The organism is Variovorax sp. P1_H12_2 (genome assembly GCF_056405335.1).
Window position 1 is genome coordinate 1 of record NZ_JBFUCI010000257.1, and the last position, 9,146, is coordinate 9,146.

Genomic DNA, 9,146 nt, shown 5'->3' on the forward strand with positions numbered 1-9,146 from the left:
AACGCTTGGCCCGATCCCGCCCGTCCGGGTCAATGGCTGCGCGATTGGTTTCCGCTTCCGGGTCCGGCCGTCTTCGACAAGAACACGCAGCACGTCGCGGCGGTTGCTCGTACTGCTACCAACATCGATCTGTTCTTGATCGGCAACGACGGCCATGTTTGGACAAGCGCTTGGCCCGATCCTGCTCGTCCGGGGCAATGGCAATGGTTGCCGGATTGGCATCCCCTGCCAGGCCAGGCCGTGTTCGACAAGAACACCCAGCGTGTCGCCGCGGTCGCTCGTACTGCCAACAATCTGGATCTGTTCGTGATCGGCAACGACGGCCACGTCTGGTCGAACGCTTGGCCCGATTCCGCCCGTCCGGGTCAATGGCTGCGCGATTGGTTTCCGCTTCCGGGTCCGGCCGTCTTCGACAAGAACACGCAGCACGTCGCGGCGGTTGCTCGTACTGCTACCAATATCGATCTGTTCTTGATCGGGTTCGACAACTATGCTTGGAGCGATTTCTGGAATGGTCGAGTTGGCTGGAACTGAAGAATCCGCGGTCTTTGGCCATTCCGACGAGTACGTCCTGGTCAGGACAGGGTGCATTTCATTCGCAGCCGGAAGTCACACCATCGCCCTGAATGTGTCCTCTTCAATCACGCTGATGCCGAGTTCCCGGGCCTTTGCCATTTGCGAAATTCCGGCCATCGAACCTTCGACCACGTAGTCGACGGTCTTGGTCAGGGTGCTGCGCACTTGCCAGCCGGCCGCGTCCGCCAGCGCTGCCAACTCGTCGCGCCTTTTGCTGCCGAAGCCGGCGAAATAAACTGCGGTTTCCCATGCCTTCGCGTTCTTGCTGCCCGACGGTTTTGCATTCCTGCTCGACGAACTCGTGTCGATCGCCTTTGACTCACCTGCGGCCTTGAACAGTGCATCCGGCGAGATTCGAAATCCGCTCGAAGTTTGGGTCAGCGACCCCATGACTCGATCGAGGCGAAACGTGCGCTCAGCGCTCGCCTGCATGCATAGGCCCACCAGATAACGCCGCCCCCCTGCGTGCCCAGTCGATCGCACCCGAACCTCGCGCGTGGTGATGACACCGTCCGCGTCGCAATAGCCGAAGCGGTAGACATCCGGCAGCGAAACCGTGGCGACGCTCCCCTCGCTCGGTGCGATCAATCTCGACGCACGCTTGTTCGCCGCGTCTCGCATGGGCTTGGTTGTCTCCTTCAGCCCGTTTTTGAGATGCGCGGACGCCTCGCTCTTGTACGTCTGCCACGCCGGTTGCGGCCTGGCGATGGTTGCTTGCCGAGACGCCTCGTCACTGCCCGTCGAGACAGCATGCTCAATCGGCCCAGGCCCCTTCCGCAACGCCGCAGCACGTCGAGGTAGCTGCCAAAAGGCGACGAATACAGCGATGGCAAGAATCACGAACACGACGCTCACCCATGCTGCTTCACCTTCAATGCGAGGCGGCAAGACAAGAGCGGCGGTCCCGGCGAACAGTGCCGCCGGCATCGCACCAAACACCAGCCCCATCGCGTGCCCAAGCCACCGAAGGCCCCACCGTGCTTTGGCGTACCGCGCGACCTGCCTCCAGGACCAGATGTAGGCGCCGAGCACCCCGGCCACAATGCTCAGCGCCACGGCCGGGCCGAGTGTATGTTCTTGCATCGTCCCCCCTGCTTAACTTCTTTTCACCTCAGTCGAGCCAGTTCCCCTCGCTCGCTATCGTCTTGGCGACCTGTAGCAGCCTCCCGTCGGCCAGCGCCGAACTCGTCCACCCGAGCCACGCCCGGAGCCACTCACGCGGCCTTCTGTTTCGCGAGCGAAGAAAGCACCCTCCGTGCGGCGTCTTTCCCTTCCTCGTCGGCGTGCTTGTAGTTGTCGAGCAGCGCCTGCTCTTCGCGGCTCAACTGCGCATCGCCGGCACGCACGCCGGTCAAGAGGTACGTCACATCGACGCCAGCTGCCGCGATGGCGGTCAGGTAGTTGGCGTCGGGACTACGGCTGTCGTTCTCGTAGTTGAGCTGAGATTCTTTGGATACGCCACCGGCAGCGCCCAAAGTCGTCTGGTTCAGACCCAGACGTTTCCGTTCTGCACGTAATCGATTCCCAAAGGTCGACAAGTCGCCACCATAGATATGTAAACAGGACAAATATCGACCAAAATGCCCGTGACCCGTGCAATTGATCGTTTCAAACAAGGATACCGCCGCCCATGGAACCCACCGCGAAACCCACCCGCCGCGCACCCAACGGCGTGGTCACGAAAAAGCCAATTCCGCTGCGGCTTCTTCCCGCCGAGCGGGCCGCGGTCGAAAAGCTTGCCGCGCAGGAACAGCGCTCCCTGGCCTCCGTGTGCCGCCTGGTGCTGCTGCGCGGCTTGGCCGACTGCGAGCGCACCCGCACCCTCCTCGACGCCTGAAATCCCCTGTTCCCTGTCCATCACCTCTCCGACCACCATGACCTATCCCGACCCGAAGCGTGTCCGCGACAACCGGCTCACCCTCCGCCTGGATGACTACGAGCACAAGCTCGTTCAAGCCATGGCCGAGTACCAGGGCGAACAGCTTTCGACGCTGGTGCGCGACATGGCGGTTCGCGAGGCAGAACAGGTGTTGGGGATGGCGCACGAGCGAAGTCTCTGCCTCCGAACGGCGTGAATGAAGCCCGCAAAGAGCTGACAAACGTCTGACGAAAAGCCGCCGCCATGCCCGAGCACACCATCACCCTCACCGACGCCGACCGCACGCTGCTCGAGCGCGTGCAGGCGCAGCGCGGCTTCCCCACGCTGGAGGCCGCGGCAGAGTGGCTGGTGAAGACCCGCCTGCGCCGCGCGGCCCGCGCGGCCGGTGGCCGCCGCCGGGCCCTCTACCTCGTCGCGTGCCAGCCAGGGGGTGCCCAGTGAGACTGCGCTGCCCCCACTGCGAATGGCTCGGCACCATCCGCTCGACCGAGGTCATTTCCGCGACCGTCTCGCGCCACTACGTGATCTGCAACAACCTCGAGTGCGGCCACACCTGGCGCGCTACCACCGAGGCCGACCTGACCATGTCCCCGTCCGCCACGCCGGCCGCCACGGTGATGCTGCCCCTCTCGTCGCACGTGCAGCGCGACGTGRTCGCCGCGCAAATGCGCTCGCCCGCGATCGTCGACTACGAACCGCGGCAAGCGCCACCCCGCACGCGCGATCTGTTCGCGCCTGACGGCCCCTCATAGCGGCCGGCGCGGCCGCGCGCCCCTTCCCTTTCTTCACCCACCCAGCGGTGCCTGTTCGGAGGCACTGCGGGACCAACTCAGCCCGGAGATTCCTGACATGAAGAGAAAGACCGCTCCCCCGCCCGCCACGCTGTACGAGGCCGCCTTGCAGAGGGAGCACGAACGCCACACCAACCGGCTGGCCACGCTCCAGCGGATGAAGGCACGCCTGGCCCTGCTCGACGCGTACATGCCGGCATTGAAGGCCGCGGGCCTGCACCTCTTGATCGACGAGATCACGGACTGGGGCGGAAAGGATCTCTATGTCCGCACGACCTACTTCACCTCGCCGAAGGAGACGCAGCGCCTGCTGGACACGCTGCTGGCCCAGGGCCTGAAGGAAGTCGAGCGCCGCCACCACGGCGCGACGGACACCGTCATCGTCGGCAAGAGTCGCCTGCGCATCGTCGTGAGCGTGGACATGCCGCGAGACACAACTGCAACCGCCGCACCAGTGGCCGAGGCCGCCTGACCGCAATGCAGCCCTTCGGCAACTCCCGCGCCCGCCAGGCCGCCATGCACCAGCTGCGCACCCTGCGCGATGAGTTCGTGGCGATCGCCTCGCGCGGCCGCTTCTCCGACGCCGCGGCGCAAGAGTGGGCGTGCCTGCGCTCGGAGCACCRCATGGCCTTGCTGATGCTGGCCGGCCTGGATGGCGACCTGGGCGAGCTGGCCGTGCGGGCGTGGCTGGAGATCGCCGAGAGCGAGCGCGCAAAGATCCGAGCCGCAGCTCGCAACCTGCAAGACGATGTGCGCCCCTTGGCGGCGCTGGTGGGCCGGTGATGAGGGTCGCCGCACGCCCCGGTGAGATGTTCTGGTCGGTGATCGGGCGCAGGTCCCGGCTGCCCTGGAACACGCTGGAGCGGTATGTGGCCCGTGCCATGGAGAGACGGCTGGTCGAGAGCGTGCCGGCGCAATGGCGGCCGCAGCTGGAGTTGTTGCGGCACGAAGCCGGTGGCCCGGCGGGGTACAGCCGCTATGTGTCGTGGATCGACCGGATGGGCGCTTTCGAGGAGCGCCACGGGAATGTGCTGCAGTGGGCCGTCTCCGACTCCACGGTCTGCACGCGCGCCAGGGCCATTGCCGAAGACGTCAAGGAACTGATGTCGCTGTGGCCGAAGGCGCTGGACACGGCCGAGCGCATGGAGGTGCTGCGCAGCGTGTGCGAGCGGGTGGACGTTGCCCTGCCGTCGGGCAAGACGCCCGCGGGTGTCATCAGCCGGGGCTGCAGCGAGCACTGGTGGCGCGCGGCGCTGCGCAAGAAGGTGGCGCGGGTGGTGGAGCATGCGGCGATCAAGCTGGGCGTGGTGCATCGCAAGAACGGCGGCTACGCGAGCGACGAGGCGTGTTCGCGCCGCAGCCAGCAGCTGCAGCGCAACGAGGCCTTGCTCAAGCGCACGCTGGTGCGCAACGAAGCCGGGCAGGTCTACACGCTCGCCGAACTTGCGGCCGCTTCGGTGTCGAACCGCGACAACCGCCGCGGCGAGCTGATGACGCGCATTCGCGGCTGCGAGGAATACGCAGATGCGCGCGGGCACATCGGCATCTTCCTCACGCTGACCTGCCCGAGCCGCTTCCACGCGGTGCACTCGGGCGGCAAGGGCGCCACGGCCCGACCGCGCGCCAACCCGCGCTACGAAGGCGCCACGCCGCGCGAGGGGCAGGAGTGGCTGTGCGACAAGTGGGCCCGCACGCGCTCGGCGCTGCAGCGGCGCAAGGTGGCGATGTACGGCTTTCGCGTGGCGGAGCCGCACCACGACGGTTGCCCACACTGGCACGTGCTGCTGTGGTGCCACGACGAGGCCGCCGCGCAGCAGGTCGAGGCGACGGTGCGCCGCTACTGGCTGACCGATGCCGGCGACGAGCCCGGCGCGCAGAAGAACCGCTGCGATTTCAAGCGCATGGAAGCCGGTGGTGCCGCGGGCTACGTGGCGAAGTACGTCGCCAAGAACATCGGCGCCGAAGACGGCAGCGATGCCGGCCTGGGCCTGCACCTCGACGGGCTCGAGGTGGATACGCGCGAATACAAGGGCTTCCAGCGCGTGGACGCCTGGGCCAGCACCTGGGGCATCCGCCAGTTCCAGCCCTTCGGGCAGCCACCGGTGGTGGTGTGGCGCGAGATGCGCCGGGTCACCAAGGACCAGATCGACAGCGCTCAGCTGCGGCTGGACTTCGGCGACGTCGCGGCCGTGAAGGCCTGGCATGCCTGCCAGCGCAGCGGCGCGGTGCTGGCCGACTGGAACCGCTATGCGCAGGCCCAGGGCGGCATGTGCCGCAGGCGCGCCGCCTGGGCGCTGCGGCCGGCCGTGCGCGTGGTGCCGGGCGTCAAGAACCTCTACGGCGAGGAGATCGACCGCAAGACCGTGGTGGGCGTGGAGCTGGCCTCGGGCCGCTGGCTTGTGTCGCGCCGGCAGGGCTGGAAGCGCGTGGTCGACGGTGAATCGTGCGTGCAGTCGGCCGAGGAGCGAGCCGCGCTGGCGCGGCCTTGGACTGGTTTCAATAACTGTACGGCGCGCCTGGGCCGCGAGACGCTGCGAACGCTCCTGATGGGCGACGCGCCTTGGGCAAAAGTGCACGACACGACGCTCGACAGCGGCGAACCACCCCCACCACCGCCCCCGAAGCCCGTCCCGAACTTCGAAAAGTACGACGCAGCGATCCGGCACATGCCCCACGGCAGCCAGATCGAGATCACCGCACGCCCGGCGCGCACCGCCGTGACGCCGCAGAGCCTGGCCGCGCGCTTCACGCCCGAGGTGCGGGCCGCCATGCGCGCGGCGCAGCAGGCCGGCGCCCTTCCCTTTTCCCACCACCAGTGAATCCAAGGAGGTCTGACGATGCATGCCCATCACGTGAAGGTCATCGACGCCGAAGGCGTCTTCCATCAGTACACGCAGCTCGCGGCGTCGTGCGCCGCGGCCGAGGGCATGGCCTTCGATCGCTTCGGCGGCGTGCGCGTCATCAGCGTGCGGAGGCGGCCGTGAGCGGCCCGCGCATCACGCGGCCGTCGGTCAGCAGCAGCGATCCGAACTTCCGGTACCGGCGCTCGGAGGCGACGGACATCCGCAAGACCTTCGCGCGCGTGAAGCGCGAGCAGGCCCGCGCCGCGCGCGAGGACGACCAGGGGCAGCAGCGCCTGGATCTCGACCTGGCGCCGGGCGACGGCGCCGCCGATGCGCACACCGCGGCGCTGCGGCTTTTCTCGCGGATACGCGCCACCTCCGGCGAGCGCGCCGACGACTGACTTTTCGACAGGGAGCATAAAAAATGGAAACCATTCAGATGCCGTCGGCGCGCCGCGCCGGCCAGGCCGCCCAGCGCAACCCGCTGATCATCGCCCTCACGGGCTATCCCGATGTGGGCARGGACACGGTCGCCAGCGTCCTCGCGCCGCGGCACGGCTTCCGTCGCGTGGCGTTCGCCGACGCGCTGCGCGAGGAGATCTGCGAAGCCTGGCGCATCGACGAGCGCATGCTGGTCGACCGGCCGACGAAGGAGCTGCCACTGCCGGCGCTGGCCGCGGGCATGTGCGGCGTACCCGGCTTCCTGCACTGGTGCGTCGACTGCGGCGAGAGCTTGACCGAACCACGCAGCGCGCGCTGGGTCATGCAGACCTGGGCGACCTACCAGCGCCGCTTCCACCCCGACTACTACGCCAGCATCGTCGCGCGCTGGATCAAGCGGCACATCGGCGCGGGCTGGACGCGCATCGTCGTGACCGACCTGCGCGACCCGATCGAGGAGGCTGTGCTGCGCGCCCTGGGCGCGAAGGTGGTCCGCGTCCACCGGCCGGAGGCGCGGCAGCTCGAGGGCGCGACCGCGGCGCACGCCAGCGAGGAGCACCACCGCATCAAGGCCGATGCGGACATCGTGAATGACGGCAGCCTGGCGGTGCTGGCGGAGGCGGCGCTGCTGTGCGTGAGCGGGCTGGAAGGCGGTGCGGCATGACGACGATCGAGATCCGCCACTTTCATGCGTTCGTCGGCCTCGGCGGAGGCGCGCGCGGCTTCAACAAGGCGAACCCGCGCGTCGGCAACATGCAGGCGAAATTCCGCTGCATCGGCGGCATCGACGTCGACGCGGCGGCGATCCGCGATTTCGACCGCCTGGCCGGCGCCAAGGGCACCGTGCTCGATCTCTTCGATCGCAGCCAGTACGAGGCCTTCCACGACCGCAAGCCACCGGCCGGCTGGGTCGAGGCGACGGTGGCCGACGTGCACCGCGCCGCGGGCCACGAGCGGCCGCACATCGTCTTCCTGTCGGCGCCGTGCAAGGGCTTCAGCGGCCTGCTGTCGGAGGGCAAGAGCAAGACCGACAAGTACCAGGCGCTGAACCGGCTCACGCTGCGCGGCGTGTGGCTGATGCTCGAGGCGTGGAAGGACGACCCGGTCGAAATGATCCTGTTCGAGAACGTGCCGCGCATCGCCACGCGCGGCCGGCACCTGCTCGACCAGATCACGAGCCTGCTGCGCAGCTACGGCTACGCGGTGGCCGAGACCACGCACGACTGCGGCGAAATCGGCGGCCTGGCGCAGAGTCGCAAGCGCTTCCTGCTGGTGGCGCGGCACATCGAGAAGGTGCCGCCCTTCCTCTACGAGCCCGAGAAGCGGCCGCTGCGCGCCGTGGGCGACGTGCTGGGCAAGATGCCGATGCCGGGCGACCTGCGCGCCGGGCCGATGCATCGCATCCCGGCGCTGCAGTGGAAGACCTGGGTGCGCCTGGCCTTCGTCGAGGCCGGCAGCGACTGGCGCAGCTTGAATAAGCTGGCCGTCGAGAACGGGCACCTGCGCGACTACCTGATCGTGCCCGCCATGCACAACGGCGCGCTGGGCGTACGCGAGTGGTCGGAGCCTGCCGGCGTGGTGGCGGGCGCGAGCCGGCCTCACAACGGAGCTTTTTCGATTGCGGATCCGCGCTTCAAGCAGTCGACGAAGTGGACCGATGGGCAGGCCTACGGCGTGCGCCGATGGGAAGACACGAGCGGCACCATCGGCGGCCAGCAGAACCCTGGCCAGGGTGCGTACTGCATCGCGGACCCGCGGCATGACGGGCCGCCGAAGCATTCGAACGAATTCAGGATCGTGCCGTGGACGGGCTCGAGCCTGGCAGTCACGAGCGCGCACGGAACTGGCCAGGCCGTCTCGGATCCACGCGCGGGCACTGGGTTCCTGGGCAAGGGGAAGTACCGCATCACGGCCTTCGGCGAATCCGCCGGCACCGTCATCGGCCGGAGCGACACCGGCCAAGGGGCATTCGCGGTGGCAGATCCTCGCAGCGGCATCGTGCGCGGCAAGGGCGACAACTACCTGACGGCCGGCCACTACGGCGTGACGCGATGGAGCCAGCCCTCTGGCGCAGTCAGCGCGGCCGCAGGCCACGACAACGGCCGGTGGAGCGTCGCCGATCCGCGCATGCCAGCACTGGCTGAGAAGGTGGTGTGCCGCATTCGGGCGCTCGACGGCACATGGCACCGCCCGTTCACCACGCTCGAACTGGCGGCTCTGCAGTCGCTATTCGACCCCGAGGAACGCTTCGAACTGGACGGCTTGAGCGATCAGGCTTGGCGCGAGCGCATCGGGAACGCGGTGCCGAGCGACGCGGCATGCGCGATCGCGGGGGTGATGGGAACCACCCTGTTGCTGGCCTGGAGCGGCGAGACCTTCATGCTGTCGTCGCAGCCGATCTGGGTGCGTGATGTGGCGGTTGCGCTGACTGTTGGAGGTGTCCTATGACTCGCAGCTTAAGCACGAACACCGCGATCGGCCGGGCACTCACCGTTTCCGGCATTTTCAATAGACGGCCGAACCGCTGTCCGGCATTCGAGCGCTGGTTTCGGCAGAAGATCCGAATGAAGAGCACTGCTCAGAAGCAAGACCTCTCACCGGGCGATGGGATAGGCG

The 9,146-nt window shown here is 67.7% G+C and carries 14 protein-coding genes; 12 read left to right on the forward strand and 2 right to left on the reverse strand.

The annotated features are described in order from the left end of the window. Nucleotides 1–534: PLL family lectin (locus tag AC1D2K_RS22530; protein WP_478091121.1), on the forward strand; the 534-nt coding region annotated here is incomplete at its 5' end. Nucleotides 535–609: 75 nt separating this feature from the next. Here AC1D2K_RS22530 and AC1D2K_RS22535 read toward each other — a convergent pair. Both AC1D2K_RS22535 and AC1D2K_RS22540 read right to left on the reverse strand, forming a co-directional pair. Further along, nucleotides 610–1,659, reverse strand: coding sequence for a BRCT domain-containing protein (locus tag AC1D2K_RS22535; protein ID WP_478091123.1), 1,050 nt, complete (start codon nt 1,657–1,659; stop codon nt 610–612). 131 nt (nt 1,660–1,790) lie between these two features. After that, entirely contained in the window at nt 1,791–2,192 is a 402-nt protein-coding gene (locus AC1D2K_RS22540; protein WP_478091125.1) for a helix-turn-helix domain-containing protein, read from the reverse strand. Between the two features lie 14 nt (nt 2,193–2,206). On the opposite strand from AC1D2K_RS22540, the gene AC1D2K_RS22545 reads away from it, so the two are divergent. The 11 genes from AC1D2K_RS22545 to AC1D2K_RS22595 all read left to right on the forward strand — a co-directional run bounded on the left by AC1D2K_RS22545 (nt 2,207) and on the right by AC1D2K_RS22595 (nt 8,978). Continuing rightward, nucleotides 2,207–2,413, forward strand: coding sequence for a hypothetical protein (locus AC1D2K_RS22545; protein ID WP_478091127.1), 207 nt, complete (start codon nt 2,207–2,209; stop codon nt 2,411–2,413). A gap of 37 nt (nt 2,414–2,450) precedes the next feature. Then, a complete protein-coding gene (locus AC1D2K_RS22550) occupies nt 2,451–2,651 on the forward strand; it encodes a type II toxin -antitoxin system TacA 1-like antitoxin (RefSeq protein ID WP_478091129.1) in 201 nt (66 codons plus the stop codon). Nucleotides 2,652–2,698: 47 nt separating this feature from the next. Beyond that, nucleotides 2,699–2,896, forward strand: a complete 198-nt coding sequence (locus tag AC1D2K_RS22555) for a hypothetical protein (RefSeq protein WP_478091131.1) — start codon at nt 2,699–2,701, stop codon at nt 2,894–2,896. Then, nucleotides 2,893–3,207 (forward strand): ogr/Delta-like zinc finger family protein, encoded by a 315-nt coding sequence (locus tag AC1D2K_RS22560; RefSeq protein WP_478091133.1) that lies wholly within the window; start codon nt 2,893–2,895, stop codon nt 3,205–3,207. The genes AC1D2K_RS22555 and AC1D2K_RS22560 overlap by 4 nt, the downstream gene beginning before the upstream one ends. Nucleotides 3,208–3,304: 97 nt before the next feature. Beyond that, on the forward strand, nt 3,305–3,718 hold the full coding sequence (locus AC1D2K_RS22565) for a hypothetical protein (RefSeq protein ID WP_478091135.1): 414 nt from the start codon (nt 3,305–3,307) through the stop codon (nt 3,716–3,718). Nucleotides 3,719–3,723: 5 nt separating this feature from the next. After that, entirely contained in the window at nt 3,724–4,029 is a 306-nt protein-coding gene (locus AC1D2K_RS22570) for a hypothetical protein (RefSeq protein WP_478091137.1), read from the forward strand. Then, on the forward strand, nt 4,029–6,065 hold the full coding sequence (locus AC1D2K_RS22575) for a replication endonuclease (protein ID WP_478091138.1): 2,037 nt from the start codon (nt 4,029–4,031) through the stop codon (nt 6,063–6,065). The genes AC1D2K_RS22570 and AC1D2K_RS22575 overlap by 1 nt, the downstream gene beginning before the upstream one ends. Before the next feature lie 18 nt (nt 6,066–6,083). Continuing rightward, entirely contained in the window at nt 6,084–6,230 is a 147-nt protein-coding gene (locus tag AC1D2K_RS22580; protein ID WP_478091140.1) for a hypothetical protein, read from the forward strand. Continuing rightward, a complete protein-coding gene (locus AC1D2K_RS22585; RefSeq protein ID WP_478091141.1) occupies nt 6,227–6,490 on the forward strand; it encodes a hypothetical protein in 264 nt (87 codons plus the stop codon). The genes AC1D2K_RS22580 and AC1D2K_RS22585 overlap by 4 nt, the downstream gene beginning before the upstream one ends. 23 nt (nt 6,491–6,513) lie before the next feature. Further along, entirely contained in the window at nt 6,514–7,194 is a 681-nt protein-coding gene (locus AC1D2K_RS22590; RefSeq protein WP_478091143.1) for a deoxynucleotide monophosphate kinase family protein, read from the forward strand. Then, nucleotides 7,191–8,978 (forward strand): DNA cytosine methyltransferase, encoded by a 1,788-nt coding sequence (locus AC1D2K_RS22595; protein ID WP_478091145.1) that lies wholly within the window; start codon nt 7,191–7,193, stop codon nt 8,976–8,978. Before AC1D2K_RS22590 ends, AC1D2K_RS22595 begins: the two co-directional genes overlap by 4 nt. Nucleotides 8,979–9,146: the final 168 nt, after the last annotated feature.